Source organism: Brooklawnia cerclae (assembly GCF_011758645.1).
Lineage (GTDB): Bacteria > Actinomycetota > Actinomycetes > Propionibacteriales > Propionibacteriaceae > Brooklawnia > Brooklawnia cerclae.
Map to the genome: position 1 here is coordinate 1,405,648 of NZ_JAAMOZ010000001.1, position 15,697 is coordinate 1,421,344.

Annotated in this window: 13 protein-coding genes; 5 read left to right on the forward strand and 8 right to left on the reverse strand. The window is 67.3% G+C overall.

Features of this window, described 5'->3' with window-relative positions; genetic code table 11:
• Positions 1 to 86: 86 nt before the first annotated feature.
• From FB473_RS06475 to FB473_RS06500, 6 genes are read right to left on the reverse strand one after another with little or no spacing between them, the layout of a single operon-like run.
• Positions 87 to 959, reverse strand: a complete 873-nt coding sequence (locus tag FB473_RS06475; RefSeq protein ID WP_167165739.1) for a helix-turn-helix domain-containing protein — start codon at positions 957 to 959, stop codon at positions 87 to 89.
• Positions 960 to 1,010: 51 nt separating this feature from the next.
• The gene (locus FB473_RS06480) at positions 1,011 to 2,801 is read right to left on the reverse strand and encodes an ABC transporter ATP-binding protein (RefSeq protein ID WP_208390458.1); all 1,791 of its coding nucleotides are present in this window, start codon (positions 2,799 to 2,801) and stop codon (positions 1,011 to 1,013) included.
• Positions 2,798 to 4,591, reverse strand: a complete 1,794-nt coding sequence (locus FB473_RS06485) for an ABC transporter ATP-binding protein (RefSeq protein WP_208390459.1) — start codon at positions 4,589 to 4,591, stop codon at positions 2,798 to 2,800. The genes FB473_RS06480 and FB473_RS06485 overlap by 4 nt, the downstream gene beginning before the upstream one ends.
• Before the next feature lie 22 nt (positions 4,592 to 4,613).
• Positions 4,614 to 5,462 (reverse strand): energy-coupling factor transporter transmembrane component T, encoded by an 849-nt coding sequence (locus FB473_RS06490; RefSeq protein ID WP_167165741.1) that lies wholly within the window; start codon positions 5,460 to 5,462, stop codon positions 4,614 to 4,616.
• Between the two features lie 4 nt (positions 5,463 to 5,466).
• Entirely contained in the window at positions 5,467 to 7,263 is a 1,797-nt protein-coding gene (locus FB473_RS06495; protein ID WP_167165743.1) for an ABC transporter ATP-binding protein, read from the reverse strand.
• Entirely contained in the window at positions 7,260 to 7,856 is a 597-nt protein-coding gene (locus FB473_RS06500) for an ECF transporter S component (protein ID WP_167165744.1), read from the reverse strand. Before FB473_RS06500 ends, FB473_RS06495 begins: the two co-directional genes overlap by 4 nt.
• A 248-nt stretch (positions 7,857 to 8,104) precedes the next feature.
• On the opposite strand from FB473_RS06500, the gene FB473_RS06505 reads away from it, so the two are divergent.
• Complete coding sequence (locus FB473_RS06505) at positions 8,105 to 8,935, forward strand: carbon-nitrogen hydrolase family protein (RefSeq protein ID WP_167165746.1); 831 nt, start codon at positions 8,105 to 8,107, stop codon at positions 8,933 to 8,935.
• Between the two features lie 9 nt (positions 8,936 to 8,944).
• Here FB473_RS06505 and FB473_RS06510 read toward each other — a convergent pair whose 3' ends face one another.
• Positions 8,945 to 10,174 carry an aminotransferase class I/II-fold pyridoxal phosphate-dependent enzyme gene (locus FB473_RS06510; protein WP_167165748.1) on the reverse strand — a complete coding sequence of 410 codons (1,230 nt, stop codon included), beginning with the start codon at positions 10,172 to 10,174 and terminating at the stop codon, positions 8,945 to 8,947.
• Between the two features lie 464 nt (positions 10,175 to 10,638).
• On the opposite strand from FB473_RS06510, the gene FB473_RS06515 reads away from it, so the two are divergent.
• Genes FB473_RS06515 through FB473_RS06525 form a run of 3 tightly spaced genes read left to right on the forward strand, consistent with a single transcriptional unit; the run spans position 10,639 to position 13,302 of the window.
• On the forward strand, positions 10,639 to 11,529 hold the full coding sequence (locus FB473_RS06515) for a MetQ/NlpA family ABC transporter substrate-binding protein (RefSeq protein ID WP_167165750.1): 891 nt from the start codon (positions 10,639 to 10,641) through the stop codon (positions 11,527 to 11,529).
• Positions 11,530 to 11,572: 43 nt separating this feature from the next.
• Positions 11,573 to 12,643, forward strand: coding sequence for a methionine ABC transporter ATP-binding protein (locus tag FB473_RS06520; RefSeq protein ID WP_167165752.1), 1,071 nt, complete (start codon positions 11,573 to 11,575; stop codon positions 12,641 to 12,643).
• A complete protein-coding gene (locus FB473_RS06525; protein WP_167165754.1) occupies positions 12,640 to 13,302 on the forward strand; it encodes a methionine ABC transporter permease in 663 nt (220 codons plus the stop codon). Before FB473_RS06520 ends, FB473_RS06525 begins: the two co-directional genes overlap by 4 nt.
• A 23-nt stretch (positions 13,303 to 13,325) precedes the next feature.
• On the opposite strand, the gene FB473_RS06530 is transcribed toward FB473_RS06525, so the two are convergent.
• Positions 13,326 to 14,690 carry an FAD-binding oxidoreductase gene (locus FB473_RS06530; protein ID WP_341770058.1) on the reverse strand — a complete coding sequence of 455 codons (1,365 nt, stop codon included), beginning with the start codon at positions 14,688 to 14,690 and terminating at the stop codon, positions 13,326 to 13,328.
• A 175-nt stretch (positions 14,691 to 14,865) separates the two neighbouring features.
• Here FB473_RS06530 and FB473_RS06535 point away from each other — a divergent pair, with 175 nt between their 5' ends.
• Positions 14,866 to 15,651 (forward strand): hypothetical protein, encoded by a 786-nt coding sequence (locus FB473_RS06535; protein WP_167165758.1) that lies wholly within the window; start codon positions 14,866 to 14,868, stop codon positions 15,649 to 15,651.
• Positions 15,652 to 15,697 lie beyond the last annotated feature (46 nt).

A 15,697-nucleotide genomic window follows, 5' to 3' on the forward strand; every position in this document is an offset into this window, starting at 1 on the left:
GGCCGCCGAGCCGAGGCCGCAGCCGAACGGTAAGTAAGGGTTGCCTTGCCTTGCTTAGGCTAGAGCGTGTCCGGTTATGTCTGCAATCAGGACTTCGGGGCAACCGATACGGGATTCCGGACATTCGGCGCGGTGTGCAGCGTGCCGAAGAAGGCACCGGGCGTGATCCCCATGACCCGCCGGAACGCGGCGATGAACGTGCTGGGTTGTGCGTAGCCGAGTCGCTCGGCGGCATCCTGCACATCGACCCCCTCGGACAGGAGCTCGAGCGCCTGGTGAATGCGCAGCGCTTGCCGCCATTGCGCGAACGACAGCCCGGTGGTGCGACGGAACGCCCGGGTGATGGTGCGATCGCTGATCCCCAGGAGGCGCGCCCAGTCGTCCAGGGAGCGGCCGTCGGCGGAGTCGCCCAGCAGCGCCTCGGCGATGGCGTCGATTCTGTCGTCACCGGGCAGTCGCAGCGCGAGCTGCCGCGTCGAGGGCTCCAGGACGTCGAACACGACCGCTTCCGCCCGGGTCCTGGCCGCGGCATCGAGGTCTCTACGGGTGAGGTACATCAGCAGGGACTCCAGCACCGCGGACATCGCGATCGCCGTCGGCTCCGTGAACGCGACCGGTGTGCGGTCAGGGGCGAAGAAGGCGTTGTGGAACTCGACGTTCGCCGTCAGCCGCCCTGCGTGCATCACCTCGGCCGGCATCCACAGCCCGTATCCCTCCGGCACGGTGAAGACGCGGTTCCCCACACGGGACGCCAGAGTCCCGCCGCGTACCCACACCAGTTCGTGCGTGGGATGTGAATGCGGCGTCCATTCCAGTGGGACGTCGGGCACTTCCGACTCGGCGAGGATCGTGAACGGCCCCGGCGTATCGTCCGATGACCCCGCCGGTAGACGCACCACGGTGGTCGGCTCGCGCCGCCACGCTCCGAGGCCCACGTCGTCAGGAGCCGGCGGGATCATGCCGATGAGTGTATGCGATCCCGGACGACCGGACGCCGGTTCACCCGCAGGTCAGCATGTGCCGTCCGCCGGGGACGCTGCTCGGATGGCCCAGCCGGCCGCGTCGTGACGATCGGTCCAGAACTGCTGGTACGTGCCGCCCCGGGCCAACAACTCGTTGTGCGTGCCCAGCTCGGTGATCCGCCCCTCCTCCAGCACTGCGATCTGGTCTGCGTTGGCGATGGTGGTGAGCCGGTGGGCGATCACCAGAACGGTACGATCGCGGGCCAGCCGTTCGAGGGATGCGGTCACCTCGGCCTCCTTCTCGCTGTCGAGGGCGCTGGTGGCCTCGTCGACCAACAGGATCGGCGCGTCCTTCAGGAACGCCCTCGCGATCGCCACCCGCTGGCGTTCGCCACCCGACAGGAGTGCGCCGCCTTCGCCGACACGAGTGTCGAGGCCGTCCGGGAAGTCCGTGGCCACATCGTCCAGGCCCGCGGCGGCGATCGCGTCGGCGACCTGCTCGTCGCTGGCGTCCGGCCGGGCGAATCGCACATTGGCGACGATCGTGTCGTCGAACAGATAGACGTGCTGGAAGACCAGGGCTATCCGGCTCATCAGGTCGGTCGTCGCCATCTCGCGTACGTCGATCCCGTCGATGCGCACCGCCCCGCCGTCGACGTCCCAGAATCGTGCGATGAGGCGCAGGACCGTGGACTTGCCGCCGCCCGACGGCCCGACGAGCGCGGTCATACTGTGAGCCGGCACATGGAGGTCGAGGTGACGGAGGACGGGTCTGTCCAGGTATCCGAAACTGACGTCCGACAAGGTGATGTCGCTGCCCTGTGGAGTCCGGGGAGCGTCGGGCTCGGCCAGCGTCGGCTCCGTGAGAACACTGTCTATCTCGGCCAGGCTGGTCCGGGCCTGCCGCAGGGCGACGCCGTAGACGCCGACCTGGGTGAGCGGTTCGACGAACCTGGCGGCGAGCACCAGCAGGGCGGCCAGCGTCGGGGCCGACAACTCGCCGTTGAGCGCCAGGTAGGTGCCGAGGGCGAAAGTCAACGCGAAGCCGAGTTCGACGATGAACATGAACGTGCTGGTGGGCAGCGCCTGCTTGGCCAACTTAGCCCGGCCGTCGCGGTGGTTGCGGGCCAGCACGTCGTCGACATGCAGGTGCTGACCGGTGAGGCTGCCGGTGGCTCGCAGGACCTGCTGGGCCTGGGCGAACTCGATCACTGCGGACGACACCGCGGCACGTGATGCGGCCTCGTGGCGCTGTTCCTGTTGCACCGCGCGTTGCCCCCACAGATAGGCCAGCCACGCCACGGGTGCCATGGCTGCGAGCGCGACGGCCATCCGCCAGTCGATCGCCAGGGTGATGAGAATCACGGTCGCCGGTGTGGCCAGTGCGACCGTGAGCTGCTGCAGGAAGACGCTGGGCACGTTCATGACGTTCTGCGTCCCGCTGGTGATCAGCGTGGTGATCTGCCCGGCCCGCTCGGAATCGAACCAGCCGAGTGGCAACCGAGCGACTTTCGCGCCGAGCGCCCGGATTAGGCCGTCGTGGAGTCTGTCGATCGAGAGGTGATAGCCGCGCTCGGTCAGCACCCACAAGACGCAGGCAGTTGCCACGGCGGTCACGGCGATACCTACGATCCACGGGACGGACCCGGGCACGTCGCCGCCGAGGAACCGCGTCAGAGCGGGAACGAGCAGGGCGAAGGCGATGCCCTGGAGGACTCCGACGACACCGAAGCCGATGGTCTGCGAGGTCAGTCCGCTACTGCCGCCGATCGCAGCGTCGATCCGGCCGAACAGGCTCGTCGGGTATCCGTCGCGGTGGGTCTGGTTGGTGAGGGTCATCGTGCTGCTCCTGCCCGCGCGGCCGCCGAATCCTGCGCCGCCCACATTCGTGCGTAACGGCCATCGGCCGCGATGAGGTCGTCGTGGTGCCCGCGTTCGATAATCTGCCCGTCATCGAGCACGAGTATCTGATCGGCGTGGACGATGGTCGACAGGCGATGGGCGATCACCAGCACGCTGCGTCCGGCCCCGAGTCTGTTGAGCGCCTGCTGGATCTGTACCTCGCTGTGGGGATCGGCGTGCGCGGTCGCCTCGTCGAGCAGGATGATCGGCGCGTCCTGGAGGAAGGCGCGGGCGATGGTCACCCGCTGCAGTTCGCCACCCGACAGGTGACCCTCGGCAGACCCCAGCACAGTGTCATATCCGTTCGGCAGATCCGCTATTCGCTGGTGGATCTGCGCGTCCCGGCAGGCTTGTTCGACGTCCGCGTCAGAGGCGCCGGGACGACCGAGCCGGACGTTCTCGCGGACGGTGTCGGTCAACACGACCGCGTCCTGGAAGACGATGGCGATTCGGCTGAGCAACTCGGGTGTGGGAATCTGCCGCACGTCCACCCCGCCGATCGTGATCATTCCTCCGGAGACATCCCAGAACCTGGGTATCAGTCGCGCGATCGTGGTCTTCCCCGATCCGGACGGCCCGACGAGTGCCGTGACGGTGCCGGGAGCGAGTTCGAAGGAGATGTTCGTCAGCACGGGGACGCCGTCGGTGTAGGCGAAGTCGACATGGTCGAACCGCACCGCCGAATCGGCAGGCACCGCAGGGTCGTCCGGGTCGGGCAACCCCGGCAGCGAGAGCAGCCGATCGATGTGGGTGGCGCCGAGAGCGGCGGTGCGCATCCCGTTGGCGAGCTGGGCGACCTGCAGGTAGCCGCTGGGCAGGCTGACGCCGACCAGCAGGAACGGGATCACCCCTACGGCGTCGATCCACCCGAGGCCGACGGCGAGCAGCCCCAGGCCCAGGACGACGGCGATCATCGTGGCAGGGAAGAACAGGATGTTGATCACCGCGGCCGGCCGCCCCATCGCCGCCGTCCACAGGTAGGCGACGTGGGTCAGACGGCTCACAGCGTCGTCGAAACGACGGAAGACCGCAGAACTGGTGCCGTAGGTCTTGACCACCTCGACCCCGTCGACCAGTTCGACCGTCGCGGTGCTCACGGCTCCCTGCGCCCTGTTCCACTCGTCCATGTACGCCTGGTACCCACGTTGCATCGATGGTGCGGCCATCGCGAAGACGACCACGATGTAGGCCAGCAGGAGCAGGGTCATGGGTACATTCCGGGTGAGCAGATAGCCGATCGACACAAGCGGCACCAGGACCGCGCTGGTCAGGTCGCCGGCGAGATGGGCGACGATCACATGGATGCGAGTGACGTCGTCGGTGACAGCCTTCTTGACCTCACCCGACCCGGACTCGTCGAACCAGCCCAGCGGTAGCAGGCGGAGGTGCCGGACGACACGTCGGCGCAGCAGGTGGACGAAGTCGACATCGGCGAAATGGCACAAGGACAGGGCGCCCCCGTACAGCAGGCTGCGCGCCACCATCGCCACGACTCCCACCACCACCCAGATCCATACGGTGGTGCCCGGGTCGCTATCGAGCAGCAAACGCACCACCTCGGCCACCGCGACGAACGGTACGAGCGCGCAGACGGAGGATGCCGCGGACATCGCCGCGCCGAGGATCATGCGGGACCGCACTGGTGCGGTCATCCGCGCCAGTGCCCCCGGGCTGACGAGCACATCGGCGTCCGACCGACGGCCCGTGGACGTACGACTGTCTGCCATGGGTTCTCCTTTGTCTCAATGGCTAGGGTCGATACAACATCGCGGTCATCTGGAGCACGCCGAGCCGCGCAGTGAACAGGTACGTCGCGGCGACCGCTCCCCAGATGACGGCAAGGAAGACCCCGTCACGGACGCGTAGCGTGGCGGGATCCCGGTCGGCACGTTGAGGGAAGGCCCCGAAGCCGCGTGCGTCCATCGCCAGTGAGAGGCGTTCGGCGTGCCGCACGCCGCTCGCGAGCAGCGGCACGAGGGAACGCGAGGTCCGTCGCAGGGCGCCGATCGGTCCGGGCACATCGACGATCCCGCGCGCGCGGTGGGCCGCTCGAAGAACGCCGACGTCGTTCTTGTACCGGGGCACGAAGCGCAGCGTGGCGACCGCCCCGTAGGCGAATCGGTACGGGACGCGGGCCTGGTGAACCAGCGCGCTGGCGAGCTGGCCGGTTGTCGTGCCGAGGGAGCCGAGGAGGGCGAGCACCATGATGGCCACGAAGCGCAACGCGGTTGCCAGCCCCGTCCGCAATGCCTGTCTGTGGAGTGACAGCGGGCCGATCTCCACCAGCCTGGCGTCGGTGAGCTGGCTCGTGTCGACCAGCAGGGCGAAGAAGAACGTCATCCAGGCGACGACGAGTGCCACGGCCACCATGCAGATCGCCAGGTCGCGGGCGCGGATCTTGAAGCCGGTGAGCACGACGACGGTGACACCGATCGTCACCAGAGCCGGGGTGAACACGTCGCGCGTGAACAGCAGCCCGACCATCGGGACGAGGGCTGCGAGGATCTTGACCACCGGATTGATCGTCGACAGCCAGCCGCTTGGATTGGGCAGGGGCGCTTGCGCGGGGGACCGCTGTGCTCGAGGTGCGATGCTCATGCCATCACGTCGGGATCTGCTCGAGACGGCAGACGCCGGCCCATTCCGGGAAGTGGGGAGCGAGCAACCTGGCCGTGCGGAGTATCGGGGGTGTTCTGAGGCCGGCTCGCTCCATGAGGGCGTCGTCGTTCAGGGCCTCGACGGCCGGCCCGGCGTGCAGCAGCCGACCCCCGGCCAGAACGACGATGCGGTCGGCATGCTCGGCCACCAGTTGGAGGTCGTGGGTGACCATGATGACGGTGATGCCAGTGTCGTTGAGGTCGCGCACCAGAGCCAGCATCTGGTCAGCCTGCGCGCGATCCTGGCCGAAGGTCGGCTCGTCGAGGATGAGGACGCGCGGTTCGGTGATGAGTGCGGTGGCCACCGAAAGCCGCCGTTTCTCGCCGTGCGAGAGCAGGAACGGATTGATGCCCGCGTAGTGCGTCAGGCCGAACCGTTCCAGTGCCTGGTCGACGATCGAGCGGATACGGCCTTCCGCCAGTCCGCGTACCCGTAGCCCGTGGGCGAGTTCGTCGTCCACACTGCGGCAGACGAACTGGTGTTCGGGGTTCTGGAAGACATAGCCGATGCGGTCGCCGATCTGCCGGGCGTTCATAGCCGCCAGCGGTTCGCCTGCCAGCTCGATGCTGCCCGACGTCGTCGGGATCAGACCGGCCATGGCAAGGGTCAGAGTGCTCTTGCCCGCCCCGTTGACACCGGTGATCGCCACGTAATCGCCGGCGTCGACCTCCAGATCGACATCGCACACGATTGCGCGTCCATGTGCGCCGACCGACACCTGGCTGAGGCGGACAGCGGGTGCTGCCGAGTCCCGTCGTCGATCGGGTGCGGCCGGAGGGCCGGGGTGCTTCGCAGGTGGCGTCCCGGCTGAGCGGAGGGAGGAGATCACGGAGAGGAGTTGGTCGCCGGTCAGGGGCAGAGGGCGTTCGTCGACGCGCATGCGCAGGGCGATCTGGGTGGCCGTCGGCAGCCAGACTCCGAGTTCGCGGAGCTCCAGCGAATGCCATCCGATGACGTCATCCGGAGTTCCGTCGAGGGCTACTCCTCCGTCCTTGTCGATGACGACGACACGGTCGGCCAGCGGAAGCGCGTCGTCCAACTCGTGCTCGACCAGCACGATCGCTCGTTCCGGTGTGCGCAGGTCTTCGACGGTGGCGTAGAACTCGGCTGCGGCGAGGGGGTCGAGGTTGGCTGTTGGTTCGTCCAGGACAAGGACCTGTGGCTCGAGTGCGAGGGCACAGGCGATGGCGAGGCGCTGGCGCTGGCCCCCGGACAACTCGGTGGGCGCACGCGACGCATCGCGAAGGTCGTTGGCCAGCCTCACCTGCCGCAGCGCCGCCAGTGCTCGATCCTCGATCTCGTCGGTCGGTGCCATCAGGTTCTCCAGGCCGAAGCAGACCTCGTCCAGGAGGGTCGCCGTGACGATCTGTGCGTCGGGATCCTGGAAGACGATACCCACGTGCGCGGCGAGTTGCCCCGGCGGAGCCGTGGCGGTGTCGGTGCCGCAGCACAGCACCCGGCCGCGAAGCTCAGCGGGGGCGCTCGTCGGGATCAGGCCGGCCATGGTCAGCAGCAGGGTCGACTTCCCGCAGCCTGACGGCCCGAGCAACAGGGTCACCGTCCCGGGGTGGAGGCACAGGTCGACCGGTGTGCCCACCCACGAGTCCGCCGAGTCGTAGCGCACACTGACCCCCTCCATGAGGATCAGCGGGGTCGGCCTGGTCACGGGGCGTTCATCGGCCTCATCGTGACGCGGCCGGGGCAGTTCCGAGGTGACCCGGGGGACGCCCACGTTGTTCATGCCTCGTTCGGGTCGCGCCGGCGCCCGCCGATTCCTGCCCGGCCGAGTGCCCCCGCGATCAACAACGACAACAGGCTGCAGACGGCGAAGGAGACCAGTTGCATCGCGCAGACGGCAATGGCGAGCCCGATCCCCATGCTCGACAGGTCGAGCATCGCCCAGCTCATCGCGCACGAGAGCACCCCGGTGACCAGACCGGCGAACAGGAACATCCGCCATCCGAAGTACCGGTAGCGCGTCAGCGCGAAGGGAAGCTCCATCAAGAGCCCCCAACCCAGCATCATGACGACCATGAACAGCCCGTAGGGGGACAGGGACGACACGAGCCCCGCGGCTGCTGAGCCCATGACGCCGGTTCCGCGCAACCGCATGTGGGCGAGTGGGATCAGTGCTGCCATGCCCCAGACCCCGTAGAAGACGACCGCGACGATCGGCATCGTCACCGAGATCGGTTGGCTGATGAAGTTCAGTGGAATCAGGACCACGCCCACTCCTGCCCCGATGGCGACGGCGGTCATGATCGTGCGCGTGGAGTATCTCCCGCGCGCTTGCACGGGGGTGGGTGTGTGCGTGTCCGGAGCGGTACTGGGCATGTGGCTTCCTCCACGGTCCGAAAGTCGAATCGGTCTGTTGCCGCCCGGTCCACAACTGCCGAGCGTGGAATGAGAATCAGAATATACTAAGGTAAGCCTTACCTGAATATGGACTGAGTGTTGGTCACGGGTCAATCCCCGCCGGGGAGGCGCCGCCCAATGGTTGGCGGCCAGGCCCGAGGTGGCAGCCCGCGTCGCGGCGCTCACTTGGTCCGAAGGTCGATGGCACGCGGGTCTAGGGTTGGCGCATGAGCGTGCTGAGGGTCGCCGGTGGTCAGTTCTCGCCGGGAGAGAACAGGGATCGCAACGTGACGGCGATCTCCGATCTCGTCCGCCGAGCGACCGCCGCCGGGGCGGGGATCCTGGTGCTGCCGGAGTACGCGTCCTACTTCGAGGCTGCCTTCACCAGCGAGTTCGTTCGGTGCTCGGAACCCCTGGAGGGGCCCTTCGTCACCGCGATGCAGGGCCTGGCCGAACGCAACGGGATCGTCATCGTCGCAGGCATGAACGAACGGGTGGACGGTGAGCCACGCTTTCACAACACACTCGTCGCCGTCGGAGCGCCCGGGCTGCTCGGGGTTTACCGCAAGGTGCATCTCTTCGACGCGTTCGGTCACCGCGAATCGGACCTCGAGCGTCCCGGTGACCCCGCCCAGGCGGTCGTGATCGACGTCGATGGCGTGCGGGTGGGTCTGCAGACCTGCTACGACCTGCGTTTCCCCGAGTCCACCAGGCGATTGGCGGACGCCGACGCGCAACTCGTGGTGGTCCCGGCCCAGTGGGTGCCGGGCCCGCTCAAGGAACACCACTGGGCGACGCTGCTGGCCGCCCGCGCGATCGAGAACACCTCATACGTCCTGGGTGTGGGACAGAGCGCACCCAACGGAACGGGACGCTCGATGCTGGTCGACCCGATGGGGGTCGTCCTCGCAGGTGTCGGCACCGGGCCGGGCCTTCTGATCGGCGAGGTTGACCCCGCCGAACTCGAGCGGACGCGCACCGTCAACCCCGCACTCGGGCTGCGTCGCCTGCACGTGGAGCCGGGCGCACCCGGAGCCGGTCGACCGACGGCCGGGTGAGCCTCGCGATCAGAGCCGTGTGAGCCGGGACGCGGCCTCGCGCAACACGTCCTCGCGCTTGCAGAACGCGAAACGCAGCAGCGACCGATACGCCTCGGCGTGCTCGGGTTTCGCGAACGCCGAGGCCGGCACGCCCGCGACGCCGACCTTCCGGGGCAACTCGCGGGACAGTTCCGTGGCGTCCTCGTAGCCCACCGACGAGGTGTCGGCCAGAACGTAGTAAGCCCCCTTGGGCGAGAACGTCCGGAAACCGGCCTGCTGCAGGCCGTCGACGAGGATGTCGCGCTTGCGTCGCAGAACAGAGGCGATGCCGGTGTAGAAATCGTCCCCCAGCCGAAGACCGGCCGCGATCGCCGGCTGGAAAGGCGCTCCGTTGACGAAGGTCAGATACTGCTTGACCGTCAGGATCGCGGTGATGACCTCGGCCGGGCCGACCGCCCAGCCGATCTTCCATCCGGTGGCCGAGAACGTCTTGCCCGCCGAGGAGATCGTGATGGTGCGCTCACAGGCGCCGGGCAGAGTGGCGATGGGGATGTGGCGCGCGTCGTCGAAGACGAGGTGCTCGTACACCTCGTCGGTCACGATCCAGGCGTTGTGCCGTTCGGCGACCTCGACGATGCGCTGCAGCGTCTCACGGGTGAACACCGCGCCGGTCGGGTTGTTCGGGTCGTTCACGATGATCAGCCGGGTCCGGTCGGTGACGGCGTGGTCGAGTTCGTCCAGGTCGGGCTGGAAATCCGGCGCGCGCAGTGCGACGGTGACGTGCCTGCCACCGGCCAGGCCGATGTCGGCGGCATAGGCGTCGTAGAACGGCTCGAAGGTGACCACTTCGTCTCCCGGTCGCACCAGGGCGAGGACGGTGGCGGCGAGGGCTTCGGTGGCGCCGGCAGTGACGAGGACCTCGGTGTCGGGGTCGGCGTCCAGCCCGTAGAACCGCCGTTGGTGTTCACTGATCGCGGCGCGCAGATCTGGCTCGCCGCGGCCGGGGGAATACTGATTGACACCGCTGTCGATGGCCGCCTTGGCCGCGTCGAGTACCTGTCTGGGGCCGTCCTCGTCGGGAAATCCCTGCCCGAGATTGACGGCATCGAACTGCCGGGCCAACAGAGTCATCTCGGTGAAGATGGTGGTGGAGGGACGCCCGTCCGGGCCGAGGAGCCCGGCGAAATCGGCGGTCCGCTGCCAGGGACCGTCAAGGCTGGGACGGGTGCCGAGACCCGATGACAATGAACTGGACATGATTCCCCTGGATCGACTCCGGCAAGTGTATCGAGGTTGAGCAGGCATCGATATTCACGCCAGACCGGGAGGTGCCCCCGAGGCTTCCGCGAAAAGGTGCCCGTTGGCAGGGGAGTCCGGCACGTGGTACTGTCCATCCCGTTCCGTTTCGCTTCCTTACAACAGGAGCAGTTGTGTCGAACAACGCACATGCGCCGCGTTTCATGAGCATCTCTGGGCTCATGGGTGGTCGTTGCATGTCCTGTTGTATGCGTTGAGCCCAGCAGGCTTGAGCATTCCCTATCGCGGCGGATCCATTTCCTGCGTTCACTGACCCGAATCTCGTGGTGTCGGTGCGCATTCCGGACTGATGCGCCGGTGAGTTGGAATTCTCATGCAGCAAGTCATCCAGCATTTACTCACTCAGCGCTCCGTCAGTCTGCCCTCTGCAGAAAGTGACGGGGAAACATCAGAAAGGCAATTCCATGAAACTCCGACGGCTCGCTGTTCTCGCTGCGGCAATCGCTTTGAGCACGACCCTCGTGGCCTGCTCCTCCGGGTCGAGCGATTCCGATTCCTCGGCCTCGACCACGGTCACGATCGGCATCACCGACATCAGCAAGGATTACTGGACGACGTTCAAGGATCTCGCGGCCGATCAGGGCATCACCGTCGAGTTGCAGAACTTCACCGACTACCAGCAGCCGAACCCGATCCTCACCCAGGGGCAACTGGACGCGAACCAGTTCCAGCACCTTCTCTTCCTGGCCAACTACAACGTCAACGCCGATGAGGATCTGACCCCGATCGGCGCGACGGTGGTCTACCAGCTGGGCCTGTACACCGCGAAGGGGTACGCCGAGCCCTCCGACATTCCCGACGGCGGCCAGATCGCCATCCCCAATGACGCCACCAACCAGGCACGTGCCCTGCTCGTCCTGCAGTCCGCCGGGCTGATCACCCTCAACGGCGGTGGCAACGCGCTGTCGACACCGGCCGACATCGACGAGAGCGCTTCGCGGGTTACCGTAGTGCCGGTGGACGCGAACCAGACTGCGGTGCAGCTCCAGTCGCTCGACGGCGCGGTCATCAACAACAACTTCGCCGCTGATGCCAACCTCGACCCGACCAGTGCGATCTACTCCGACCTGGAGGACCTCACGGCCGCCGAGCCTTACATCAACGTCTGGGCCGTTCGCAAGGAGGACGTCGACGACGCCACGCTGAACAAGCTGGTCGAGATCTACCACGATCCTTCCGTGATCGGTGCCCTGGTCGAGGAGAACAAGGGGACCGCGGTCGAGGTGGACAAGACCCCGGAGGAACTCCAGACGATCCTGACCAACCTCGAGGATCTCATTCGCGCCCAGGGCTGATCACCGCGGCCCGGTTCAGACAGAAAAGAGGTAACCGAAACCAATGGGAGCCACCGTTTCCCTGCGCTCAGTCACCAAGGACTTCGGCACACCGAGTGGTTCGGTACGAGCCGTCGACGATGTCTCACTCGATATCGGATCGGGGGAGGTCTTCGGCATCATCGGCTACTCGGGTGCCGGCAAGTCGACACTGGTCCGCCTGATCAACGGTCTCGAGACTCCCACGTCCGGCACCGTCGCGATCGACGGGCAGGTGATCACCGGACTGCCCGAGCGCAAGCTGCGTCCGGTGCGCGCCGGGATCGGATTCGTGTTCCAGCAGTTCAACCTCTTCTCCTCACGGACGGTCGCCAGCAACGTGGGATTCCCGTTGCGGGTGGCCGGAGTGGACAAGCGCGGGCGCGAGCGCCGGGTCGCCGAACTGCTCGACTTCGTCGGCTTGTCCGACAAGGCCGGGCAGTACCCCGATCAGCTCTCCGGTGGCCAGAAGCAGCGGGTCGGTATTGCTCGCGCTCTGGCCACCAAGCCCGACCTGCTGCTGGCGGACGAGGCCACGAGCGCGCTGGACCCCGAGACGACTCGTGACGTGCTGGACCTGCTGCGCCGGGTCAACGACCGGCTGGGGGTGACCATCGCGGTGATCACTCACGAGATGGCGGTCGTCTCCTATCTCTGTAGCCGGGTCGCGGTGATGGAGAAGGGGCGCATCGTCGAGACCGGGCCGGTCTACGACGTCTTCGCCGCGCCTCAGCAGCCGGTCACCCGGCGCTTCGTGGGAACCGCCCTGCACGACCGCCCACGGGCCGACGTCCTGGCCCGGCTACGTCAACGACATGCCGGACGCATCGTTACGGTGGCGGTCACCGACCAGAACGGCTCGTCCACGCTGCTCACCGAAGCCCTGCGCTCCCACGGGGTGGACGGAGCGGTCATCCACGGCGGCATCTCCGAGATCGACTCGCGCCCGTTGGGAGCGTTGACCCTTGAGCTGGTCGGCTCGGAGACGGCGATCGAGGACTTGCTGAGCGACCTCCGCCGGAACACCGATGTCATTGACCACGGCACCGCTCAGAACCCGGTCGACGCCGCAGACGAGGATGGAGACGCACGATGACCTCTGGAAGCCAGAGCCTCTGGCCCGTCCTGTTCGAAGCGCTGGGGCAGACCCTGCAGATGGTTCTCGTCACGTTGGGAATCGGTGGCCTGGCCGGCCTGGTTCTCGGACTGGGGCTGTACACCACACGGCAGGGCAACCTGCTGGCCAACCGCCCCGTCTACTTCGTGCTGAACCTGATCGTCAACATCATCCGGCCGATTCCCTTCATCATCTTCATCTCCGCGATGCTGCCCCTGACCATCAAGGTGACCGGGACGAGCTTCGGCCCGACCGCGGCGATCTTCCCGATGAGCATCATGGCGACCGTGGCCACCTCCCGGATCGTCGAGCAGAACATCGTCGCCCTCGACCCCGGCCTGATCGAGGCCGCTCGTGCCATGGGTGCGAGCCCGCTTCGGATCATCGCCACCGTGATCATTCCCGAGGCGCTCGGGCCGCTGATTCTCGGCTACACCTTCTTGTTCGTCGGCATCACCGACATGTCCGCGATGGCCGGGGCAGTGGCAGGCGGCGGGCTCGGTGATTTCGCGATCGTCTACGGATATCAGCGCTACAACTTCGCTGTCACCTGGATCGCGGTGGGAGTGATCATCGTGGTCGTCCAGTTGGCCCAGTTGATCGGCAACATCCTCGCCCGCCGAGTCCTGCGCCGCTGACCCGGCGCGGACCGGACGCGGGATCAGAGCTTCTTGCCGGGGTTGAGGATGCCGGCAGGGTCGAGCACATCCTTGATGCCGCGCTGCAGACCCCGCAACCGGGGCCCGAGTTCCGCGTCGACGGCGCTCAGCTTCTCCAGGCCGATGCCGTGCTCACCGGTCACCGTGCCGCCCAGCTCGTTGGCCAACCTCAGGATGGCTTCGTGGGTCTGGTGGGCAATGCGAGTCTCGCCGGGATCGTTCGGATCGAAGCAGACCACCGGGTGCAGGTTGCCGTCACCGACATGTCCCGCCGTGCCGATCGGCAGGCCGACTCGCTCGGACAGCTCCGCCAGTCTGACCAACAGTTCGGCCAGTTTGCCCCGCGGCACCGCGACGTCCTCGTTCAGGCCGTCGCCGCGCAGGTCGTGCATCGCGACGTTGAGCAGGCGACGTGCCCTCAGCAGATCGTCCACCCGCTCGGGGTCGTCGGCCACGTCGATTCGTACCGCGCCATGATGGCGTGCCACCTCGGCATAGGCCGCGACATCCTCCGCCGCGCCCGTGAGTGAATCGGTGAGGACCAGCAGCCAGGCCTTGGCGTCGTCCGGTAGCCCGACGCTGGAGTCGTAGGCGATGATCGCCGCGATGACGGCACCGTCCATGAACTCCAGGGTGCTGGGACGGTGAGGGCCGACCATGATCTCGTTGGCCGCGTCGAGCGCGGCCTGGTTGGAGCCGAAACTGGCGGTGATGCCCCGGACCGGGCCGGGTGCAGGCAGCAGGCCGACGGTGATCTCGGTGATGACCCCGAGCGTCCCTTCCGAGCCCACCAGCAGCGAGGTCAGGTCCAGCCCGCCCACCGCCTTCACGGTCGGAGGTGAGGTACGCACCACGTCCCCGTCGGCGAGCACCACTTCGAGGGAACGCACAGCGTCACGGGTGACTCCGTACTTGACGCAACGCATGCCGCCCGCGTTGGTGGCGACATTGCCTCCGAGCGTGGACTCGGAGGCCGACGCGGGGTCGGGCGCGTAGAAAAGGCCGTGCTCGGCGACGGTGGTGGCGAGGTCCGCGGTGATCACTCCGGGCTGGGCGACGGCCACCAGATCGATCGGATCGATGCGGACGATCCGGTTCATCGCCGTCAGATCCAGCAGGATCGCCCCTTCCACCGCATCGGCCCCACCCGCCAGGCCGGTCAGCGCACCTTGGGGAACCACTGGAACCCCACGCGCGTGTGCGGTACGCATCACCAGGGACACCTGTTCGGTGCTGGTCGGACGCACCACGGCGAGCGGGGTTCCGGCTGCGGGTGCGCCCGAGCGATCATGTGAACGTGCGGCCAGAACATCCGGATCTACGACGACTGCCTGCTCACCAAGGGATTCACGCAACTGCGTCAGCACCACCGCAGGGTACACCGGACGGTCGGGGCGACCGGGATGTCTCCCAGCCGATGAGAGCGCGCCGCTACGGTTCTCGGGGGCGGATCCTGTCAGGGACGCGGACGATCCTCACAGGTTCGATGGTTACGGTGTGCCCTCGAAGCTGAGAAGCATCGACAGAAGGAGAGCCGAGACGGTGACAGGAACGAGCGGGTCGGGCAGTAGTCCGGTCGGGAACACGAGCGAACGCGGCGTGGCGAAGGAGGGTGGCCTGCGGGTCTCCGACGTCCTCGCAGGCGGGATCGCCTCGGCCGTCGCCGCCGTCGTCGGTGGATCTCTCGGAGCGGTGGGCAGCGTGGCCAGTGCTTTCGTGGTCAGCGTGGTCGCCGGGATCGTGTTGCCGCTGCTGCGGCGTCCCCTACGAACGGGGGAGGAGAAACTCCACACCCTGGCCGGCAGGGATGCCACGCCGAACGGACGCGACACGAAGCCCTCCGCGGAGGCGCCGGACGAGAAGGTCGGTCAGACCACGGATGCCGCGCCGACCGAGCCTTCGACGCGCCGCAACCGCCGCGTCCGTGTGGCCGTGATCACCGCGCTGGTCGCTTTCCTCGTGGCTTTCGCCGCGATCTTCGTCGTACAGGCGTTCTCCGGCCGTTCACTGTCGACCGGCACAGGTCAGCTGCAGGGGCAGGTGGCCGGCGGAGATCGTGCGGGTGGGGCCGCGGGAGCGTCGGCGACCTCCACGGGTCCGGTGAACACGACCCAGCCCTCCGCCTCGTCGACGGCATCGACGACGGCATCGGCCGCCTCGACCCGTTCAGGAGCCGCAACGACCAGCACGGCCAGTTCCGACGGCGAGACCGTCGGCGCGGGCTCCGAGACCACCGGCTCGCAGACCACGTCCGATCAGACACGAGCCGCCTCGCAACAGGCCCAGACGCAGAGCGAGACAGCCTCGGCGACGGGTGGCGCCGGGTAGAGGGTGCGCGTCCGATGATCGCCTCGTCGCCGGACGGCACCCCGAT

What these genes read in the sequence shown, in the direction of transcription:
- FB473_RS06475 (WP_167165739.1), bottom strand. Translation starts at nt 959, where the DNA reads ATGATCCCGCCGGCTCCTGACGACGTGGGCCTCGGAGCGTGGCGGCGC.
- FB473_RS06480 (WP_208390458.1), bottom strand. Translation starts at nt 2,801, where the DNA reads ATGACCCTCACCAACCAGACCCACCGCGACGGATACCCGACGAGCCTG.
- FB473_RS06505 (WP_167165746.1), top strand. Translation starts at nt 8,105, where the DNA reads ATGAGCGTGCTGAGGGTCGCCGGTGGTCAGTTCTCGCCGGGAGAGAAC.
- FB473_RS06485 (WP_208390459.1), bottom strand. Translation starts at nt 4,591, where the DNA reads ATGGCAGACAGTCGTACGTCCACGGGCCGTCGGTCGGACGCCGATGTG.
- FB473_RS06500 (WP_167165744.1), bottom strand. Translation starts at nt 7,856, where the DNA reads ATGCCCAGTACCGCTCCGGACACGCACACACCCACCCCCGTGCAAGCG.
- FB473_RS06510 (WP_167165748.1), bottom strand. Translation starts at nt 10,174, where the DNA reads ATGTCCAGTTCATTGTCATCGGGTCTCGGCACCCGTCCCAGCCTTGAC.
- FB473_RS06520 (WP_167165752.1), top strand. Translation starts at nt 11,573, where the DNA reads ATGGGAGCCACCGTTTCCCTGCGCTCAGTCACCAAGGACTTCGGCACA.
- FB473_RS06525 (WP_167165754.1), top strand. Translation starts at nt 12,640, where the DNA reads ATGACCTCTGGAAGCCAGAGCCTCTGGCCCGTCCTGTTCGAAGCGCTG.
- FB473_RS06495 (WP_167165743.1), bottom strand. Translation starts at nt 7,263, where the DNA reads ATGAACAACGTGGGCGTCCCCCGGGTCACCTCGGAACTGCCCCGGCCG.
- FB473_RS06515 (WP_167165750.1), top strand. Translation starts at nt 10,639, where the DNA reads ATGAAACTCCGACGGCTCGCTGTTCTCGCTGCGGCAATCGCTTTGAGC.
- FB473_RS06490 (WP_167165741.1), bottom strand. Translation starts at nt 5,462, where the DNA reads ATGAGCATCGCACCTCGAGCACAGCGGTCCCCCGCGCAAGCGCCCCTG.